Consider the following 17,544-nt stretch of genomic DNA (forward strand, 5'->3'; position numbering starts at 1 on the left):
TTAGGCGCGCGAACTGCAAAGGGAATTGGACGCGCTGCAGGAAAGAACGCTACTCCACTTGACCGAATCCGACCTACGGAATGGGAAGACGAATGGAACGATGAGTTGCTTGACCTTCTACGTGTGCTTACACACACAGTCGAGTTAGGTCAAAAGCAAGAATCACTACTCAAAGAGGTTCTTTCGGGTGAGCTTTTTGCTGCAAGCGAACTTCCTCAACCCACTCCTAGCCAGAAAAAAGTCCCGAAAACGATCCATAGGACCTATGGACAAGATGTAATAGATTTCTAAAAGAGTCTGGGAGCGAGCAAGTAATTTTCGCCTAGTGGTTAGGAGGAGCAATTGCTTAGAACTAATTTCAGTTGTCGTGAAGCCCGGTGCAATGGGTAGAGAATTTGAAAACAAGAATTGAAAGGAGATATTAGGCTGGATCAGTCTGGTGACCACGTTCTCGCCCCAAACCGCACAATGTTTACCCCCTAAGGGGAATAAGACTTGACGCAAGTATGTGACGCATGGGACAGTTGATTCTGTTGTGATTGCAGTGACGCAAGTGAAAAGGCGGACACTGCGGTGGAAGACTCACAAGCGATTAAGGCGATCGTCGACACGGCCTCCGAGCCGCTGAGCGACGACCGCCTTTTCGTTATCCATCCCGCCCCCTTGTGACGTATATCCCTAATTTTTAATTTTTTCACAGCAAAATAACCCCATGTGCGGGTGATTCAAATAACGATCAGGAAAAAAGGAAGAAATATTTTTGAGTCGGGGGCAGTAGGAAGGCTTATACTAAAAGCGTTCTAGCCCTCCGGGTGTTACTGATTCGATCAGGCATGACTGGAAATTCGGGTGCCAAACCCGCAGGATCACAGCCCCGCATACCCACGGGCGCATGCCCGCGTGGTGTCGTTTGGTACCCTCCCGCAACGATACGCAGGAGAAAGTCATGACTGAAGGTGCGCGAAACCCGAGGATCATCCGGGTGCTCAGCAACAATGCCGTGCTTGTCCGCGTCCCCAGCGGGGTACCAGGGGAGGACACAGCCCAAAACACAGCCCAAACCAAAAACACCCAACAACAAACCAGCCAAACAACCAACAACACCCAAGTCCTCGTCGGCCGCGGCATCGGCTTCCAGCGCAAGCCGGGCGACGAGATTTCGCCGGCGACGGCGGATCGGCAGTACCTGGAGCTGAGCCCGGAGCGGGCGCAGTTCCTCAAAGGCGTGCTGTCGCTTGATCCGGCGGTGATGGAGACCATCTCGGCGGCGGTGGATTTGGCGGTTGACCTGCTTGGCGAGCTGCACCCCTCGGTGTACGTGGTGCTTGCTGAGCATATTTCGTTTGCGGTGCAGCGTGCGGGCTCGGGCGAGCAGATCCGGAACTCTTTGGTGGATGAGATCCGGGCGGCCTTCCCCCTGGAATTTCAGGCGGCGCAGCTCATGGTGAGTTACATCAACTCGCATACCGCCAACGCAACCCTTCCTGTCGACGAAGCGGCCTTCATCGCCCTTCACCTCAACGCGGCCCGCCAGGGCGTGACGGTGAAGCAGCCTCTGGCCGTGGCGAACGAGTTGGCGGGGTTGCTGCGGTTTGTGTGCGCGCGGCTTGGGGCGACAACCACCACTTTCGATGGGACTGTGGATCATTCCCTCGCGTTGGAGCTCACGAGGATGAGCAATCGCGTGGGGTCGAAGCAGTTCCGTTCCAATCTGGCGAGGCGGTCGATTGAACGCGATCTGCCTTCCGAATTCGATGTGGCGCAGCAGGTTCTGTGTCGCATGATCGACGTTCCGACGTTGCCGTCCCACGCGGCGGGGGAGGCTGCCTACCTTGCGGTTTTCCTCCACGGCTGGCGGCAATCGGTGCGCCCAAGCACGTAACTCCCCACCCAGGAGAAAGAAGGAATCATGTCCACCGCGACATCTCCCGTAAAAGAAAAATCACAAACCGGCAACACCATCATGACGGCGTTCCAGAAGCTCGGCCGGGCACTGATGGGTGCCGTCGCCATCATGCCGGTCGCCGCCCTTCTCATGGGCATCGGCTACTGGATCGATCCGGAAGGCTGGGGCGAAGGCAACCTCCTCGCCGCCGTCCTCATCACCGCCGGTTCCGCGGTCCTCAACAACCTCGGCGTCATCTTCGCCATCGCGATCGCGTTCGGCCTGGCCAAAGACCACAACGGCGCCGCGGCCCTGTCCGGCTGGCTCGGCTTCACCACCCTGATTTCGCTTCTCGACGAAGATGCGGTCGCCGGTTACCGTGGCGTCGACCTCGAGTCCATGTCTGATGAGGCGGCCCTCGACTGGGCCTCCCAGGGCTGGGCCGCCGTCGGCCCGAAGAACGTCCTCTTCGGCATCGCCGTCGGCATCCTCGCCGCTTGGGTCTACAACCGCTTCCACGCCACGAAGCTTCCGGATGCGCTGGCCTTCTTCGCCGGCCGTCGTCTCGTCCCGATTCTCACATCGCTCTTCTCCATCGTCCTGGCCGGCATCTTCTACTTCCTCTGGCCGCTCATCTACGGTGTGCTTTTCGATTTCGGTACGTGGATCCAGGGCATGGGCGCGGTCGGTGCCGGCCTCTACGCCTTCGCTAACCGGCTCCTCATTCCGACGGGTCTTCACCACGCCCTGAACTCGATCTTCTGGTTCGACATCATCGGCATCAACGACATCGGTAACTTCCTCGCCGGCGGCAAGACGATCGAGGCCGCCGCAGCCGCCACGACGGCCGCCACCTGCCCGGGTATCTGGGCGGACGGCGCCTGCCAGGTCGTCGGTTTCGTGGGCCGCTACCAGGCCGGTTTCTTCCCCATCATGATGTTCGGTCTCCCAGGCGCAGCGCTGGCCATGTACCTCCGCGCGGACACGAAGCGCCGCAAGGTCGTTGGCTCCCTCATGCTCGCCGCCGCTCTGGCCTCCTTCTTCACGGGCGTGACGGAGCCCCTGGAGTTCTCCTTCATGTTCTTGGCCCCGCTGCTCTACGTCGTCCACGCCATCCTCACGGGCATCTCGGTCGCCATCGCCGCGGCCTTCCACTGGACGGCCGGCTTCGGCTTCTCCGCCGGTTTTGTGGACATGGTCCTCTCCGCCCGCAACCCGCTTTCCAACGACTGGTGGATGCTGCTGGTCATGGGCGTGATCTTCTTCGCCCTTTACTTCGTCATCTTCTACTTCCTCATTGGGTTTATGGATCTCCACACCCCGGGCCGCGGTGAGGACGAGGCCGACGATGGTGCCACTCTTGCTGCCGACGCCGAAACCTCCGACGTCGCCCGCCAGATCATCGTGGGTCTCGGCGGCGAGGACAACATCGATTCCATCGATTACTGCACCACGCGCCTCCGCGTCGAGGTGAAGGATAACGTCAAGGTCAGCGAGTCGGCGATCAAGAAGTCCGGCATCGCCGGCGTCATCCGCCCCTCGCAGAAGAATGTTCAGGTTGTCGTCGGACCTAAGGTACAGTTTGTGTACGACGAGGTGGCTCGCCAAATGAGCCACACCGATGCGTCCCTCGAGGGCGAGCAGGAGGTTACCGTCGAGCTCCAGGCACCGTTCGCCGGCCAGGCCACCACGATCGCCGACGTCCCTGACCCGACTTTCTCTGGCAAGATGCTTGGCGACGGCTTCGCTGTCGCACCCCAGTCCACCTCCGGTTCCCTCCTGGTCTGCGCCCCAGCCGCGGGAACCCTCCAGATGGTCTTCAAGACGGGCCATGCCTTCTCCGTCAAAACCACCGAGGGCCTCGATGTCCTCGTCCACATCGGCCTCGACACCGTCGAGCTCAAGGGCGAGGGCTTCACTGTCCTTACCCAGCAGGGCGAGCAGGTCACCGCTGGCCAACCCATCATCGAGGTCGACCTTGCCCGACTCAAGCAAAAGGGCAAAAACCTCATTACCCCTGTTGTCCTCAGTGAGAAGTCCCAGGTTGCCGAGGTCCACGCCATCACCGGCGCAGTCTCCCAGGGCGACACCGTCGCCACGGTGACAATGGCCTAACCTCCGCTCGAGTGGCGGGCGCCCCCGTGCCGTGGCAGGATCCCTTGTATGAAAATGGGGGAGCATGTAATCCTTACCCGGGGGCTGAGCGCGAGGCAGCGCGAGGAGATTCAGCGCGATCTTAACGATGGTTTCCTCCTGCAGCTCGCGCGCGGGGTCTACGTTCCTAAGTACTTTTTCCAGGAGCAGAACTCGTGGGATCAGTACGTGCTGCGGACGCTGGCCCTCGGGCTCGAGGGCCGGGTGCTGGCTGGGCGGGCGGCGGCGGTCATGCACGGGATGCCCACCAAAACCTGGATGTCGAATGATGTAGATATTGTCGGTGAGGGCAGGAAGCGCCCCGGCATCAACAAGAGGCGCCTGCCCAAGGAGTACCTTTACTCTTTAACCGTCCGCGGCCAGGAGATTTACTTCACGTCGCCGGCGGATACCATCGTCGACATCGCGCGCTGGTACGGCATCGAAGATGCCGTCCGCTGTGGCGATTGGGCCGTCCGGGTGCGGCTGACGACGCTCAGCAAGCTGCGCTACTCATTGAAAAGGCGCAGTGGCTTCACCGGCGCCGAGGTGGCCCGCACCGCCGTTCGCCTCATCAACGGCCACTCCGAAAGCCCCCGCGAGAGCGACGTGAAGTCGCGGCTTTTTGAGGCCGGCTACCCTTCACCTATTCAACAGCCCATCATCCTGGACGCTTTCCGCCGCCGCATCGGGCGTGTCGATTTCCTCTTCCCCCAGACTTCCATCGTCCTCGAGTACGATGGGCGCGGCAAAACCCGAGGGGATTACGGCCAGCCCCCCAAACGATCAATCCAAGGCGAGCACTCCCGGCAACGCCTCCTTCGCGCCGAGCATCTCGACGTCATCCGGATCGACGCGAATGCAAACTGGGCAAAGAACCTGTGGTTGAAAGAACTGGAGGAGTCGTGGGCCGTGGGGGTTCCTCTCGCATCCAACAAGTGGCTCGGCGGGTGGAAGGCCTGGGAAGAGTAGCAGCACACCTGCGAAGAAAAAAGTAACCGAATTCCGTAGCAAACTCCATACTTTCCCAGGTGGTCACATCTGCTACATCGCAAGCGGTGACGTTTTTCTTAGCACCGCAGCAACCGCAGCCAAGCCGTCAGCCAAGCCACAAAACCTACTTCTCCGCCACCCCCCGCACAACCCGCGCCAGCACCCCGTTGGCGCGGTCCAGCGGCTGCAGCAAAAGCACGGCGTCCGCAGCAGAAGCGCTGCTGCCGACCCGCTCCACCCCAATAACCCCCTCGCACGCCCCGGCCACCGCCGCCAGCGCCCATGGCCGCACCACGCGTGCCCCCGTGGTGTCACACACCTCAGCCGCGATCGCCGCCACGGTGTCGGTGTCGAGCCTCACAGCCCGTACCTGGCCAATTCCTCACGCGCGGCTTGCCGCGCCTCCTCGTCGCGCAGCATCCGGGTGGCGGCGGTCATGATGGCGCGCCGGGCGGCGTCGGCCTTGGTTAGCCCCCACGAATCGGCCAGCAAACTAAGCGCCCGTTCCTCGGTGGGGGTGAGGCGCAGTGTCATGGCCATGTTTACATGAAGCCTTCTAGCACGTCTCCCAGCGCGCCGAGGTGTTGTTCGAGGACGGAGATGCCCTTGTTGCGCGCGGAGGTGTAGAGCTTCTTCAGGCCACCGAGGTCGCGGTTTTCTACGAATCCGTCGGCGATGCGGGCGAGTTCGCCGGCGACGGCGTCGTGATTTTCATCAAGGTACGCCCCGAACGAATCAACGGCCACTCCTGCGGAATACGTGTCCCAGTAGGGCTCCAGGGCGTTAGCAAGGTCGGGCAGGACGGCGTCGATCGCCGTGGGCACAACGTCGTCGCGGGCGGATTGGGCGGCCTTGAGCAGGCCTTTGAGCGCCATGCCCGTGATGCCGCCGGTGGAGTCGATGGTGGATACCGCCAGGTCGGACAGTGCGGTTACTACTGCGGGGCGCTGGGGGCCAAGAAGAGTATTTTTCATAGCGCCCCATGATACCACCCAGATACCGCCCGCCACGGGCAAATCGCCCCACATGCCCTGTAAGATGAAATAAGCAACAAAACTGAAAGGGCAGATTACATAGTGTCTGATGAAAATCTTTTTGATCGGGTGTCGCCAATCGACCTGAATGAGGAGATGCAGTCGAGCTATATCGACTACGCCATGTCCGTCATTGTCGGTCGCGCGCTCCCCGAGGTCCGCGACGGCCTGAAGCCGGTGCACCGCCGCATCCTGTATGCGATGTTCGATTCCGGCTACCGCCCTGAGCGCGGCTTTGTTAAGTCCTCGCGCCCGGTGGCCGATACGATGGGCCAGTTCCACCCCCACGGCGATAGCGCCATTTATGACACCTTGGTGCGCCTCGCGCAGCCGTGGTCGATGCGCTACCCGATGGTGCAGGGTCAGGGTAACTTCGGTTCCCGCGGCAACGACGGCCCGGCCGCCATGCGTTACACGGAGTGCAAGCTCACCCCGCTGGCCATGGAGATGGTGCGGGATATCCGCGAGGATACGGTGGAGTTCCAGCCGAACTACGATGGCAAGACCGCCGAGCCCGCGGTCCTCCCGTCGCGCGTCCCGAACCTCCTCATGAATGGGTCGAACGGCATCGCCGTCGGCATGGCCACGAACATCCCGCCGCATAACCTGAATGAGCTGGCAGAGGCCATTTATTGGATCCTGGAGAACCCGGATGCCTCCGATAAGGAGACGCTGGAGGCGTGCATGGAGCGCGTCAAGGGCCCGGATTTCCCCACGGCGGCGCTTATCGTCGGTGACCAGGGCATTAAGGATGCGTACACGACGGGTCGCGGTTCGATCAAGATGCGCGGTGTGACCTCCATTGAGGAGGAGAAGGGCCGCACGTACATCGTGATTACGGAGCTTCCGTACATGGTGAACCCGGATAATCTAGTCTCCAACATCGCTGATCAGATCAACAATGGCAAGCTTCCGGGCGCCTCCAAGATCGATGATGAGTCCTCGGATCGCGTCGGCATGCGCATTGTGGTTACCCTCAAGCGCGACGCCGTTCCCCGCGTGGTTCTCAATAATCTCTTCAAGCACTCGGCTCTCGAGTCGAACTTCGGTGTCAACATGCTGTCGATTGTCGACGGTGTTCCGCGCACCCTTCGCTTGGATCAGATGCTCACTCTCTACACCGACCACCAGGTCGATGTCATCGTCCGCCGCACGAAGTTCCGGCTCAACGCGGCAGAGAAGCGCGCGCACATCTTGCGCGGTCTGGTCAAGGCACTCGATGCGCTGGATGAGGTCATCGCGCTCATCCGGGCTTCGGCTACCGTCGAAGTCGCCCGCCAAGGCTTAATGGAGCTTCTCGACGTTGATGAGGAGCAAGCGCAGCACATCCTCGACATGCAGCTGAGGAAGTTGGCAGCCCTCGAACGCCAGAAGATCATCGATGAGTTGGCAGAGCTCGAGGAAACCATCGCGGACCTGAAGGATATCCTCGCCAAGCCCGAGCGCCAGCGCAAGATTGTGGAGGAAGAGCTCCGCGAGATCGTCGACAAGCATGGCGACGAGCGCCGCACCCAGCTGGTGGCAGCCACCGGCGATGTTACCGACGAGGACCTCATCGCCCAGGAAAACGTCGTGGTGACGATCACCTCCGGCGGCTACGCCAAGCGCACGAAGGTGGACGCCTACCGCTCCCAGAAGCGCGGTGGCAAGGGTGTCCGCGGTGCCGAGCTGAAGATGGACGACGTGGTCCGCCACTTCTTCGTCTGCTCCACCCACGATTGGATCCTCTTCTTCACCAACTTCGGCCGCGTCTACCGCCTGAAGGCCTACGAGATCCCCGAGGCCTCCCGCACCGCCCGTGGCCAGCACGTGGCTAACCTCCTGGAGTTCCAGCCCGGCGAGACCATCGCCCAGGTCATCCAGATCCAGTCCTACGAGGACGAGCCGTACCTCGTGCTCGCCACCCGCAAGGGCCGCGTGAAGAAGTCGCGCCTGACGGACTACGAGTCCTCCCGCTCCGCAGGCCTTATCGCCATCAACCTAAACGAGGGCGACTCCCTCATCGGTGCGGTGCTGTCCTCCGGCGAGGACGACCTGCTCCTTGTCTCTCAGCGCGGCCAGGCCATGCGCTTCTCCGCCGCCGACGATGTCCTGCGCCCCATGGGTCGCGCGACCGCCGGTGTCAAGGGCATGCGCTTCAAGGACGACGACGAGCTCCTGTCCATGTGCGTCACCTCCGACGGTGACTACCTCTTGGTCGCCACCGAGGGCGGCTACGGCAAGCGCACCGCCATGGAAGAGTACCCCGCCAAGGGCCGCGGTGGCCTGGGCGTCACCACCCTCAAGTACCAGCCCAAGCGCGGCAAGCTCATCGGCGCGCTGGCCGTTAACGAGGGTGACGAGATCATGGCCATCACCTCCGCCGGCGGCGTCATCCGCACCGAGGTCTCCCAGATTAGGCCGAGCTCCCGCTCCACCATGGGTGTCCGCCTGGTTAATCTGCCAAACGGCGTTTCGCTGTACGCGGTCGACCGGAACGTGGAAGACTCTGGTGAGGAACAAGCCGAGGCCATCGCCCGCGGCGAGGTCGACGGTCCGGCGGAGAAGAACCCCGTCCAGGCCCAGGCCCAGCTCGAGGTCGATGGCTCTGACACCGACGCGAATGGCGTCCCCACCGAGGAGGATTAGTATGGCTTCACGACGCGTTGCGATCACCAGAATCAACACCATGAGCGTCCTGCGCACCGCCCTCTTGCTCGCGCTCGCAGGCCTTGCTGCGTGGGTTGTCTGCGTGTGTCTCCTGTATGTTGGCCTCGACGCGGCCGGCGTGTGGGATTCCGTCAACGCCGTTATCGGTGGAGCCGGCGGCGAGGGGACGATCACCTTCCAGATCGTCCTCGGCGCCGCCACCCTCCTGGGTGCCATCGTCGCCCTCCTCGTCGTCGTCCTGGCCCCCATCACCGCCGTGCTTTTCAACGCCTTTGCGGGCTTCACTGGAGGCCTCACAATCACCCTCACTAACCGACGCTAACCAGCCGATTTGCTTTAGGCCCGCCCCACAACGTAAAGTACATACACGTTCCGCACGGGCCTATAGCTCAGTTGGTTAGAGCGCTTCACTGATAATGAAGAGGTCGCAAGTTCGACTCTTGCTAGGCCCACCAGGAACAAAGGGGCATTAGCTCAGTTGGTAGAGCACCTGCTTTGCAAGCAGGATGTCAGGAGTTCGATTCTCCTATGCTCCACAATCTATGAATCCCTGGTCACATGACCAGGGATTTTGCTTTGTCTACCGAAGCCTTGTTCGAACTTTCTCTTTCACGTATGCCCCCGGTTCCATATAGTCGGTTGTGGAAAAGGAGCTGACACCATGGCAAACCACTTTTACCGACGAACCGGCGAAATCCTCAGAGACGACGGCCAGGAACTCTGGTCAATCTACAATCCGAAACTCAGGGGGTGGGAGCGAACGGAGCGCGCAAACGACGCGTACGCAACCGCGTTCCAAGACCCATTCCACAAAATCAGCGAAGAGCAAGCCCTTAAATCAATCGTAGAGCGACAGCAGCACTATGACCAGTGGCGGGAGAAGTACAAGCGGGAGGACCCCGAGGGATACCGCCGAGACTACCCCAACGACTAGCCCCATGACATCACTCAGTGCAGGCGAAGCCCGCGCCAACCTGGGTCGGCTCATCGACCAGGTGAACGCGGATTCGGAACCCGTTACCATCACAGGGCCACGCGGAAACGCCGTCCTCGTCGGCGAGGATGCGTGGCGAGCAATTCAGGAAACGCTGTACCTCCAGTCCATCCCCGGCATGTCGGAGTCGCTCCGAAAAGCCAGGGAAGAAGGCATCGACGCCGCCGCCCCCTACCTCAGGTAGCGACGGTCCCTGACCAGGAAGTACACGAGAAATACACCCGCGATCGCCGCGACAACGAAGCCGACAAAAATCCTGTTCATCGCCAGCGCGAGCGCGACCATGAGGATCGCAGCCAGAATCGCAATACGCAGAATTGCTCGAGATTTCACGTTTTAACCTTTCGACAGCGGGAATAGCTACCAAAAATATACCACACCTGACCTGCACTGTTTCCACTCGCACTGCAAAGCTTGTCCGCGTCCTTTAGTATCTGTCCTGTGAGTATTACGGGGGACTTCATCCGCATCCTGGCCCAGGCGATTGACATCGCTGGTGATGCCTTCGGCACGCCGAAGGCCGCCCTCGTCCGCCAGGGTCTCGATAAGACCACCGCCGCTGCGGTGGTGAAGATCGGCAAGATTTACTTCGGTTCCACCAACGCCCCCCGCATGCAGGAGCGCGCCCGCGATGCCGCCCGCCAGGCCGGCCACACATTCCGTTCCCTCCAAGCCATCGAATCCCAGGTGGCGAAGCTGGAGAAGAAGGCCTACGCGTGGCGGCTTCGCGAGGAGCTTGTCCCGCTCGGCCCGGACATCACCCGCATCAACGCTGAGGGCGCCCGCCTCCTCCAGGAGTTGAACACGCACCACGCAGACAACCCGGATAAGAAACTGACCTACAGGAGCATCAAAAACTCCACGTACGCCACGCTGACCTTGACGGCGGAGTCGTCCCGCGTGAAGCAGATCTATGACCGCGCCCGCGCGACGGATAAGGACTGCCCCGCTAACGGTCTCATCAGGCTGGCGCTCGCTGCGAACGACGGCGAGCTTCCTCCCGCAGCGACCCCCTGTGTCCTCGTCCCGCTGGACATGTCGTTTACGGGTTTCACCGAGGAGGAGCGCGGCAAGTTCCGGTTCTCCCTCACCAACGGCGCGACGATCTCCGGTGAGGAGATCGTGCGCACGAAACTGTCGGATTTCCTCCTCGCCGCCCTCGTCCACCCGTACGCCCCGCAGAACTTCGGTGTCTATTCCCTAACCATGACGCCCGATTCCCGCCTCGCGGACTTCCTCGAGTGGTTCAACCAGGCTCTCCGCAACCCGGTCTGCCCCCACCCGGGCTGTTCGACCCCCGCCACGGAGTGCGAAGTCCACCACATCGAGGCTTTCAAAAACGGCGGCAAGACGGTCTCCGAAAACTTGATGCTCCTGTGCAGCTTCTTCAACGGGCGTAACGACGACGACCCCGACAAACCCATGTACGGCCGCATGGTCCGCATCAATGGCCTGGAGTATTGGAAGCCCGCGTTCGGCGGCCCCCTCCAACTCAATATGCATCCCTGCGCCCAGGGCGGCGCTGTCCGTCTCGTCCGCAAGCAGCTCCGCCTCCCCATCGACCCCAGTCCCCCCGGCTAAAGCCCCCCGCGCCAGCAAAGCCCGCACCCTGCGGGCCATTCGGCCTGCCCACGGTAGGCTTGCCACCATGAAGCTCCTCACCCGCGTCAGCATCGCCTCGGTCATCGTGTCGGTCCCGGCGATCGCCTGGACGTTCCTCGACCTCGCCGCGCTTGTCACCAATTCGTTCATCCCCTTCGGCGGTGGCCTCGCGTCGCTGAGCTTCGTCTTCATCCTCCTCGTCGCCGTCCCCGTCGAGCTCGCGGCCATCGTCATCGCCGCGAACGCCCTCCGCCGCGGCCACCGCAGCCTCCTCACCGCCGGCCACGCCCTCTGCCTCGCCGGTTTCCTCATCCAAACCGTCCTTCTTTGCTTCCCGACGTCCGGTTGGGAACTCCTTTTCCTCCCCCTCGCCCTCGGCCCTGGCCAGCTCGTCGTCCTCGCCGGCCTCATCCGCACCCGGCGAGCACCCGCCTGAGCGCCCCTCTCACCGTCATCGCGACTGGCAACGCGCGCTGCTTCCGGTGCTGGATTATTGCCGTAGTCGGGTTAAGCGCCAAAACGTGTGTCTAATTAGAGTTGTTTTTACTCTGTGGGCTGGTGAAACATTGATGTTACGCTCTCGGCGTGAGGGCGTCCGGGGCTGATCCTTCGGGTTCCACCACTTCCCGGTCCAAATGTGCTAATGGCAGTATTCGATCCTTATTGAATGAGTGCACCAAGACCGAACTGCCCTGTTTGCCACGGGCCAATGAAACGCAACGGCAAAACAGCCAAAGGCACCCCACGCTGGCGGTGTAAGAATCCAGACTGTGGGGCATCAACAACCAGATCACACACCGACGCTATCCACGCCGCCCGGTTTCGCGTGTTCATGGATTGGATCATGGGCACGCGTTCGCTTGACCAGATAGCCGCTTCACACAAGCATGGCCTGCGTACATTGACACGATGGTTTAAACCTTTTTGGGCAGTCCAGATTCCTGACAACACTGACCACCACCGTGTGTACGACCAGATCTTCATCGACGGCACCTACTTCAACACCAACTGTCTGCTTGTTGCCTCCACCACCGACCATGTTGTGGCGTGGCACTGGTGCTTCACCGAGGATGCCTACGCCTACAGCCAGCTCCTTAACAAACTCGCACCACCAAAAGTCGTGACAACAGACGGACAGAAAGGAGCCCTGAAAGCCATTAAAAACTGCTGGCCTGATACCCGCATCCAACGCTGTCTCGTCCACGTTAAACGCAACATCCAAACCTATGTCACCCTCAACCCACAAACACCAGCAGGCAAAGCACTACGCAAGCTATCCCTTGATCTGCTGCGTATCACCACCACTGACCAAGCCACCGAGTGGGTCATCAACCTACAAAAATTCCACACTGTGTTTCGTGACTGGCTCAACGAAAAGACCTACCTTAAAGACATCACCGATGAAAGCCTGATCCCAAAATCCAAACGTAACAACAAGAAATGGTGGTACACCCACTACCGGACCCGCAGCGCCTACACACTGCTGGAAAGACTTGTCCGCAACCACCACCTCTTCACCTACCTCACCCCACCCGACGAGGTCAGTGAACGAAAAGCAACAACCAACAGTCTGGAAGGCGGCATCAACGCCGCAATCAAAACCCTCCTACACAACCACAGGGGACTACCCGAAGGTCACCAACGTGTCATCTGCGATTGGTGGTTGTAACTACATACGCAACTGCCTGGCGACACCGAAAAGATCGCCAGGCAGCAACACTGGGGACAGGCCGGACTCGCCAAAGCTCAAGCCATCATCACCCAAGAGCATGAAGCCACCTATGGAAACGCAGACGGCCGACCAGCCACCTACGACACCGCAATCGACTCCACACCCACCAACTCTATCGGCATACGCAAAGGATGGGCAGGCAGAAACTAGACACACAAAATGGCCAACCCACACGACACGCCGAAAAGACACACGTTTTGGCGCTTAACCCCCGTAGTCTTTTGGATATACAACGACCCCGGACGCGAGATCCGGGGTCGTGGGGTAAAGTGCGCTGGTCTACACCAGCGCTCGGTGGTAAAGGTTAGCATTTGAGTCGATGGCAGACAAGCATAGATGAGAAGCGATGCTGGGCTCTGCACGGTTCCAGAAGTATTATGAAGCGGCTGCACAGGACGTAGATAGGGCTGTTGATCTTTACAGGTGGAACACTCGTCTTGCAGGGGAGTTTCACGCTCAGCTTTCGTACTTCGAGATACTTCTTCGAAACGCTATGGACAGTGCGGTCATAGGGATTGGTGTGTGGAGCGTCAAACTGCGGGGCTTCTCTATGAAATGATGAGTACCCCGCTTAGGCAGGCGCGAAAACGAGCGCTACGAGAGTCGAAACGCCGAGGCTTACGTACAGGGGTGAGTCACGATGATATTCTTGCGCAGCTCACGATGGGGAATTGGTCCAATTTGCTGGGAGAAGCTCTTCCCGTTCACAAGTCGAATGCCAAGGTCTTGTGGAAGGTTGGATTGCATCGAGCGTTCCCGAACGCCAGCAGTGATGACCAATCCAGAAAGGACATAGGGCGAAAGGTTGAGCGCTTAACTCGTCTCCGTAACCGTGTTGCTCATCAGGAAAATCTTCTGAAGACCAACGTGAGAAGTCGCCTGCATGACATGCTCTCCGTTTTGAGCGCGATCGATGCAAGCTATCCGGAATGGGTGATGAAGGGGAGTCAGGTGCGGAAAATTGTGAGGGAGGATCCGCGGAGGCAATGGTGACGCGGCCTCATCCGCACCCGGCGAGCACCCGCCTGAGCGCCTCCTTCTCCGCCTCCGTCACCCACAGCCCATACGCCGCCTTCACCGCCACCTGCCGCGCCGCATACTCGCACCGCCCCGCAGGCGGCAGCCACGCCGCCGCATCCGCCGCCTTCTTCTGCTCATTCAAAGAACCCTTCACTGCGAGCAAATTCCGCGGGTCGTTGGCAAAGTTCCGCCGCTTCTCGTCCGACCACGCAAACGCCCCCGTCTGCCACGCGTTCGCCAGCGCCACCACATGGTCAATCTGCACCTGCCCGGACGTCTTCGCCCCACGCTGAAACGCAATCACGTCCCCGCTGTACGGATCGTGCAATGTCCCGCTCAGCACAACACACCCCCGCGTCCCTGGCTTTACGACGACGTCCTCAAGCTGTGTCCTCAAAACGTCATTGCGGGTGTCACACCCGTTGTGTCCGCCCTCCACAGTGACATCGTCGGACCACTTCTGGCCGAACGCCTCCCGCGAGTACGCATACATCCCACCGCTGGAGTCCTTCGTCGGTGCCTTCCCTTTTACCTCCAGCGTGGCAAGCTGCTCCAGCGCCGGCGGAACGGCCCCCCTCTGCCACCACACCCCACCAGTGACAACACACGCGATGACGATCAGTACAACAAACACGCCTCGCCACATATAAAAGACACTATCATCGAGAATTGGGAAGTTTTTCCACGGCCTGACGGTCGCCACGTTCATCGTCTCCCTCCCGGCTATCTTCATGACGCTCGGTTTCGGCATCCTCTCCATCGTCAACACGACGGTTCCCCTCGGCGCCGGCCTCGGCACCGTGTACTGCCTGGCCACCCGCAGGCTCACCACCCTCGCCTCCCGGTTCATGGCCGCCGGCCATTTCATCTGTCTGATCGGTCTCCTCATCCACGCGGTCATGCTTGTCGACGCTTCTTCGGGCTGGGAGCTCCTCTTCCTCCCCCTCGCCTTCGGTCCCGGCCAAATCGTCGCCTTCATTGGCCTCGTCCTCGCCGCCCGTGAGGCGGCCTGACCTCCAGCAGTGGCATCCCCTCAACGACAAGCGCGAAAGATTGCCTTCGGTCCCGTCTGTGGAGCCAATAGAGATGGGTTCAGGAAGCGCCAAGCGCCGACACCTTCACTTTTTGCAGCAGATTCGCCCTCAACCCTTAAAAAACCATGGTTTCCGTGAAATCTGCTGCAAAAACTAAAATCTAAACGCCAACAGAATAGGGGACCCGTATTCTAACGAGAGGCACCCGCGTATGTAACAATCCGCAGGTCGCGGTGAACTCGCCAAGGCCGATATGTACAAATTTCGACGTTTTTTCGGCATATTGAAGTGTACATATAAAACTACAGCGCCAGCTCCGGGTGCAGGTCCTTCCGCATCATGACCCGCTCCCGCCAGTTCGACAGCACCACCACAACGAGCCCGCCGACAAAGCAGCACGCCAAAACAACAGCCGCCACGCCCGGCCGCAGATCGCCATCAAACGACCCCACCATCACGTGCCGCATCGGGTCCCACCCGTGCACCCACTGAATAAACGCCGGTCGGGTACAGACCATTCGACGAGACCAGCTTCGGCGTCATCAGCGCCATCGCGATGAGCCTGCCCACCGTCGCCCCGAAGAACGTGTAGATCGCCAAAACCAGCATGTTAAACGCGAACCCGATCCCCACCAGCGCCCCGTAAAACCCGCAGAAAGATGTCACCGGCACGCCCAGCGCGAGCCACAGGCACGTCGCCTGGATGAGGCTCATGATCAGGCCCGGCACCACAACCGTCAGCGCCGCCCGCAGGGGAGAGGCCCCCGAGTCCACGGCCCCCTGTTCAAAGGCGCAAACACCATGTGCAGAATGAGCGCGCCGAGCCACAGCGATAGCGACAGGAAAAACGGCGACAGCCCTATGCCAAACGTCGTCAGCGTGTCGCCCCCGGTCGCGCAACCCGTGGCGAGAGCGTCCCGGCCCCCTCATCCAGCTGCACCGCCCTGTCGGCAAGCTGTCGCGACCCCGCCACGAGCCGTTGCGTTCCATCGCGCAGCGTCGCCGTCCCCGCCACCAGTGTCCCGGGCCCGTCCTGCGGCACCACAACCTGCCCCACCGGCGTGTTCTTCAGCTGGTCGGCGATCGCGTGCGCCTCGGGGAGCTGGTCTAAGGCTCCTGTCACCGGTCCCGTTAGCTTGTCGACGCCTCCCGCCAGCCTTCCTGCTCCGTCACCCATCTGCACGGTCGCCCCCTGCAGGTCGGCAAGGCCACCCTGCAGTTTCGTCGCGCCCTCAATCGCGGTCCCTGGCCCGCCGCGCGCCTTTTCCGCGCCGTCGGAAAACCCAACAAAGATCTTGTTCATGATCTGCTCGGACACGGAATCCCCAATTGTCGGCGTCATCACCGTCGTCGTCTGGTCTTTCAGGCCGGTGACGGTATCCGTAAACCCTGCGGGTATTTCCACCCCAGGTAGTACGTCCCGTCGGCAATCCCCGAGCGCGCCTCGGAGGCGCTCACCACGTGAAAGTTCATCACGTCAGCGTCGACAAGCTTCTCCGTAACCGTCGAGCCCACCTCACCAGAATCGCTGTTGACCAGAGCGACGGGAACCTTATCCAGATTCCCCAGAGGGTCGTAGTACGACCACACCGGAGGTCTAGCTATCACTTCATCGGTGTTCTATAATTCTGCCCGTCCAGGAAGTCTGTCAAGTAGGAGGAACAATGAGGGCGGATGCCGTGCAACGCCGGCAGGCGATTATCGACGCAGCCTGTGAGGTGTTCCGCACCGTCCCCTCCAAAGACATCACCCTCACCCTCATCGCCAAGCGCGCGGGCGTCGGCATCGCCACCCTCTACCGCAATTTCCCCACCCGCACCCACCTCAACATCGCGTGCGGCCTCGACCTTCTCAGCCAGCTCGACCACGCCATCGACCGCCTCAACGCCCAATTCGACACCGACCCCGAAACAACTTTCGACCACTTCGTCTGGGCGCTTGTCCATAACGGCATCGGCACCCTCGTTGCCGTCCTTGTCCCCGAGGATCCCGACGCCGTCCCCGATGTGGTCATAAAAAGGCGCGCCGAGCTCCTCACAAAAGTCGACGCCTTCCTCACCCGTGCCGCCCGCGTCGGCCTCGTCCCTCCGCACCTCACGGCCGACCAGCTCGCCGCCGAGCTCTTCGTCGTCACTCGGCCCCAGAACCCCACCCTCTCCCTTATGGATCCGGATGTCCGTGACCGCCTTGTCGGCCGTCTCCTCTTCTGTTGGAGGAATCAGCGCTGAAAAAAGCTCCCCACGAAGGGGGAGCGGTGTGTTTCCGGTTGGTTACCTCGTTGCGCGGTAGCTCCAGCGCCCGAGGAAGTAGCTGCCGATGATGAGGGCGACGCCGATTATTGCTGCGATCATGCGTGGGACCTTTCGTGCACGTATCCGAGGGCGAACATCACGCCGCAGCCCGCGACGATGGAGAGCCAGTACAAGGTCATAGCGATTCCTTTCGAGGATTATAGGGGCATTTCCCAC

The 17,544-nt window shown here is 60.9% G+C and carries 21 protein-coding genes, 2 tRNA genes and 1 pseudogene; 14 read left to right on the plus strand and 10 right to left on the minus strand.

What is annotated here, in order from left to right; all coding sequences use genetic code 11:
- The first annotated feature begins 946 nt into the window (after positions 1-946).
- From CGLUCO_RS00075 to CGLUCO_RS00085, 3 genes are read left to right on the plus strand one after another with little or no spacing between them, the layout of a single operon-like run.
- Entirely contained in the window at positions 947-1,882 is a 936-nt protein-coding gene (locus CGLUCO_RS00075) for a CAT RNA binding domain-containing protein (protein ID WP_232621932.1), read from the plus strand.
- Between the two features lie 27 nt (positions 1,883-1,909).
- The gene (gene nagE, locus CGLUCO_RS00080; protein ID WP_084037245.1) at positions 1,910-4,000 is read left to right on the plus strand and encodes an N-acetylglucosamine-specific PTS transporter subunit IIBC; all 2,091 of its coding nucleotides are present in this window, start codon (positions 1,910-1,912) and stop codon (positions 3,998-4,000) included.
- Between the two features lie 48 nt (positions 4,001-4,048).
- A complete protein-coding gene (locus tag CGLUCO_RS00085) occupies positions 4,049-4,990 on the plus strand; it encodes a hypothetical protein (protein ID WP_084037243.1) in 942 nt (313 codons plus the stop codon).
- Positions 4,991-5,135: 145 nt separating this feature from the next.
- On the opposite strand, the gene CGLUCO_RS00090 is transcribed toward CGLUCO_RS00085, so the two are convergent.
- Genes CGLUCO_RS00090 through CGLUCO_RS00100 form a run of 3 tightly spaced genes read right to left on the minus strand, consistent with a single transcriptional unit; the run spans position 5,136 to position 5,985 of the window.
- Positions 5,136-5,372, minus strand: a complete 237-nt coding sequence (locus CGLUCO_RS00090) for a hypothetical protein (protein ID WP_005391512.1) — start codon at positions 5,370-5,372, stop codon at positions 5,136-5,138.
- On the minus strand, positions 5,369-5,551 hold the full coding sequence (locus CGLUCO_RS00095; RefSeq protein WP_005391510.1) for a hypothetical protein: 183 nt from the start codon (positions 5,549-5,551) through the stop codon (positions 5,369-5,371). Before CGLUCO_RS00095 ends, CGLUCO_RS00090 begins: the two co-directional genes overlap by 4 nt.
- Positions 5,552-5,553: 2 nt before the next feature.
- On the minus strand, positions 5,554-5,985 hold the full coding sequence (locus tag CGLUCO_RS00100; protein WP_084037317.1) for a DUF6918 family protein: 432 nt from the start codon (positions 5,983-5,985) through the stop codon (positions 5,554-5,556).
- Positions 5,986-6,087: 102 nt separating this feature from the next.
- On the opposite strand from CGLUCO_RS00100, the gene gyrA reads away from it, so the two are divergent.
- The 6 genes from gyrA to CGLUCO_RS00130 all read left to right on the plus strand — a co-directional run bounded on the left by gyrA (position 6,088) and on the right by CGLUCO_RS00130 (position 9,872).
- Positions 6,088-8,673, plus strand: a complete 2,586-nt coding sequence (gyrA, locus tag CGLUCO_RS00105; protein WP_084037241.1) for a DNA gyrase subunit A — start codon at positions 6,088-6,090, stop codon at positions 8,671-8,673.
- 1 nt (position 8,674) lies between these two features.
- Positions 8,675-9,016 carry a DUF3566 domain-containing protein gene (locus CGLUCO_RS00110; RefSeq protein WP_005391507.1) on the plus strand — a complete coding sequence of 114 codons (342 nt, stop codon included), beginning with the start codon at positions 8,675-8,677 and terminating at the stop codon, positions 9,014-9,016.
- 56 nt (positions 9,017-9,072) lie between these two features.
- Positions 9,073-9,149: transfer RNA gene (locus CGLUCO_RS00115), tRNA-Ile, on the plus strand.
- Between the two features lie 8 nt (positions 9,150-9,157).
- A tRNA-Ala gene (locus CGLUCO_RS00120) sits at positions 9,158-9,230 on the plus strand.
- Positions 9,231-9,355: 125 nt separating this feature from the next.
- Positions 9,356-9,628 carry a hypothetical protein gene (locus tag CGLUCO_RS00125; protein ID WP_084037239.1) on the plus strand — a complete coding sequence of 91 codons (273 nt, stop codon included), beginning with the start codon at positions 9,356-9,358 and terminating at the stop codon, positions 9,626-9,628.
- 4 nt (positions 9,629-9,632) lie between these two features.
- Positions 9,633-9,872 carry a type II toxin-antitoxin system Phd/YefM family antitoxin gene (locus CGLUCO_RS00130; RefSeq protein WP_084037237.1) on the plus strand — a complete coding sequence of 80 codons (240 nt, stop codon included), beginning with the start codon at positions 9,633-9,635 and terminating at the stop codon, positions 9,870-9,872.
- Here CGLUCO_RS00130 and CGLUCO_RS00135 read toward each other — a convergent pair.
- A complete protein-coding gene (locus tag CGLUCO_RS00135; RefSeq protein WP_005391501.1) occupies positions 9,860-10,021 on the minus strand; it encodes a hypothetical protein in 162 nt (53 codons plus the stop codon). The genes CGLUCO_RS00130 and CGLUCO_RS00135 overlap by 13 nt on opposite strands.
- 108 nt (positions 10,022-10,129) lie before the next feature.
- Here CGLUCO_RS00135 and CGLUCO_RS00140 point away from each other — a divergent pair, with 108 nt between their 5' ends.
- The 3 genes and pseudogenes from CGLUCO_RS00140 to CGLUCO_RS00150 all read left to right on the plus strand — a co-directional run bounded on the left by CGLUCO_RS00140 (position 10,130) and on the right by CGLUCO_RS00150 (position 13,172).
- The gene (locus tag CGLUCO_RS00140; protein ID WP_084037235.1) at positions 10,130-11,269 is read left to right on the plus strand and encodes an HNH endonuclease signature motif containing protein; all 1,140 of its coding nucleotides are present in this window, start codon (positions 10,130-10,132) and stop codon (positions 11,267-11,269) included.
- Positions 11,270-11,336: 67 nt separating this feature from the next.
- Positions 11,337-11,726, plus strand: coding sequence for a hypothetical protein (locus tag CGLUCO_RS00145; protein ID WP_034988568.1), 390 nt, complete (start codon positions 11,337-11,339; stop codon positions 11,724-11,726).
- A 231-nt stretch (positions 11,727-11,957) separates the two neighbouring features.
- Positions 11,958-13,172 (plus strand): annotated as a pseudogene (locus tag CGLUCO_RS00150) (IS1249 family transposase).
- An 850-nt stretch (positions 13,173-14,022) separates the two neighbouring features.
- On the opposite strand, the gene CGLUCO_RS00155 reads toward CGLUCO_RS00150, so the two are convergent.
- On the minus strand, positions 14,023-14,676 hold the full coding sequence (locus tag CGLUCO_RS00155; RefSeq protein ID WP_234985043.1) for an HNH endonuclease family protein: 654 nt from the start codon (positions 14,674-14,676) through the stop codon (positions 14,023-14,025).
- Positions 14,677-14,773: 97 nt separating this feature from the next.
- Between CGLUCO_RS00155 and CGLUCO_RS00160 the strand changes: the two genes are divergently transcribed.
- On the plus strand, positions 14,774-15,055 hold the full coding sequence (locus tag CGLUCO_RS00160) for a hypothetical protein (protein ID WP_084037233.1): 282 nt from the start codon (positions 14,774-14,776) through the stop codon (positions 15,053-15,055).
- Positions 15,056-15,378: 323 nt separating this feature from the next.
- Here the strand turns inward: CGLUCO_RS00160 and CGLUCO_RS00165 are convergent, their stop codons facing one another.
- From CGLUCO_RS00165 to CGLUCO_RS00180, 4 genes are all read right to left on the minus strand, one after another.
- Positions 15,379-15,528: a hypothetical protein gene (locus tag CGLUCO_RS00165; RefSeq protein ID WP_168167245.1), complete on the minus strand. Its 150-nt coding sequence runs from the start codon at positions 15,526-15,528 to the stop codon at positions 15,379-15,381.
- A complete protein-coding gene (locus CGLUCO_RS00170) occupies positions 15,515-15,850 on the minus strand; it encodes an ABC-2 transporter permease (RefSeq protein ID WP_070740816.1) in 336 nt (111 codons plus the stop codon). The genes CGLUCO_RS00165 and CGLUCO_RS00170 overlap by 14 nt, the downstream gene beginning before the upstream one ends.
- A 100-nt stretch (positions 15,851-15,950) precedes the next feature.
- Entirely contained in the window at positions 15,951-16,481 is a 531-nt protein-coding gene (locus CGLUCO_RS00175; protein WP_143336988.1) for a hypothetical protein, read from the minus strand.
- Positions 16,439-16,684 carry a YhgE/Pip domain-containing protein gene (locus CGLUCO_RS00180; protein ID WP_084037229.1) on the minus strand — a complete coding sequence of 82 codons (246 nt, stop codon included), beginning with the start codon at positions 16,682-16,684 and terminating at the stop codon, positions 16,439-16,441. The genes CGLUCO_RS00175 and CGLUCO_RS00180 overlap by 43 nt, the downstream gene beginning before the upstream one ends.
- Before the next feature lie 56 nt (positions 16,685-16,740).
- On the opposite strand from CGLUCO_RS00180, the gene CGLUCO_RS00185 reads away from it, so the two are divergent.
- The gene (locus tag CGLUCO_RS00185) at positions 16,741-17,304 is read left to right on the plus strand and encodes a TetR/AcrR family transcriptional regulator (RefSeq protein ID WP_084037227.1); all 564 of its coding nucleotides are present in this window, start codon (positions 16,741-16,743) and stop codon (positions 17,302-17,304) included.
- Positions 17,305-17,346: 42 nt separating this feature from the next.
- Here the strand turns inward: CGLUCO_RS00185 and CGLUCO_RS00190 are convergent, their stop codons facing one another.
- On the minus strand, positions 17,347-17,544 hold the full coding sequence (locus CGLUCO_RS00190; RefSeq protein WP_143336986.1) for a hypothetical protein: 198 nt from the start codon (positions 17,542-17,544) through the stop codon (positions 17,347-17,349).

This window comes from Corynebacterium glucuronolyticum DSM 44120, assembly GCF_030440595.1.
GTDB classification, from domain to species: domain Bacteria; phylum Actinomycetota; class Actinomycetes; order Mycobacteriales; family Mycobacteriaceae; genus Corynebacterium; species Corynebacterium glucuronolyticum.